This is a genomic window from Blautia sp. Sow4_E7 (assembly GCF_052116245.1).
Classification (GTDB): Bacteria; Bacillota; Clostridia; order Lachnospirales; family Lachnospiraceae; genus Blautia_A.
In genome coordinates this window covers 1-844 of sequence record NZ_JBQKLL010000130.1, presented here as the reverse complement: position 1 = coordinate 844, position 844 = coordinate 1, and the positions used below count along the sequence as shown (strand labels likewise).

General features: G+C 39.3%; 1 protein-coding gene. It reads left to right on the top strand.

All coding sequences use genetic code 11. The features are described from left to right. Nucleotides 1–844, top strand: an 844-nt coding sequence (locus ACTQ50_RS19700; RefSeq protein ID WP_441485569.1) for a transposase, incomplete at both ends; no start/stop codon positions are given.

Here is an 844-nt window from a genome sequence, read left to right as displayed (position 1 = left end):
AGACCATGAAAGAGATCGAGGTAAACGTTGCATACCGCTGGTTTCTTGGACTGGACATGCTAGATCCGATACCTCATTTTTCTACATTTGGAAAGAATTATACCCGCCGTTTCAAAGACACAGACCTTTTTGAGCAGATCTTTTCAAAGATATTGGAAGACTGTATGAAATATAATCTTGTAAATACAGGACAGATCTTCGTGGATGCAACACATGTAAAAGCCTGTGCAAACAGTAAAAAAATGCGGAAAAGAGTTGCACATGAACAGGCGCTCTGGTATGAAGAAGAATTAAATAAAGAGATTGAAGAAGACCGCCTGGCACATGGAAAGAAACCATTAAAGAAAAAAGATGATAATCAGCCACCGGCATCCGGTGGAAATGGAAACAATAAAGATTCCAAAGAAGAGAAAATTCCTGAAGATGTAAAAACGCAGAAATGCAGTACCAGTGATCCGGAAAGTGGATGGTTTCGAAAAGGAGAACATAAACATGTTTTTGCATATGCAGTAGAAACTGCCTGTGATAAACATGGCTGGATCCTTGGATATACAGTACATCCTGGTAATGAGCATGACAGTCGTACTTTTAAAGCATTATATGATAAGATATCTAAACTGAATCCGCAGATGGTGGTTGCAGATGCAGGATATAAAACTCCGGCAATCGCCCATCAGCTGTTGGAAGATGGAATTCAACCACTTTTTCCGTATACCCGTCCCAAGACCAAAGAAGGCTTTTTCGGGAAACACGAATTCGCATATGATGAATACTATGATTGTTATATATGTCCGGGAGCACATATATTGACATACAGTACAACAAACAGAAGTGGATATAAAGA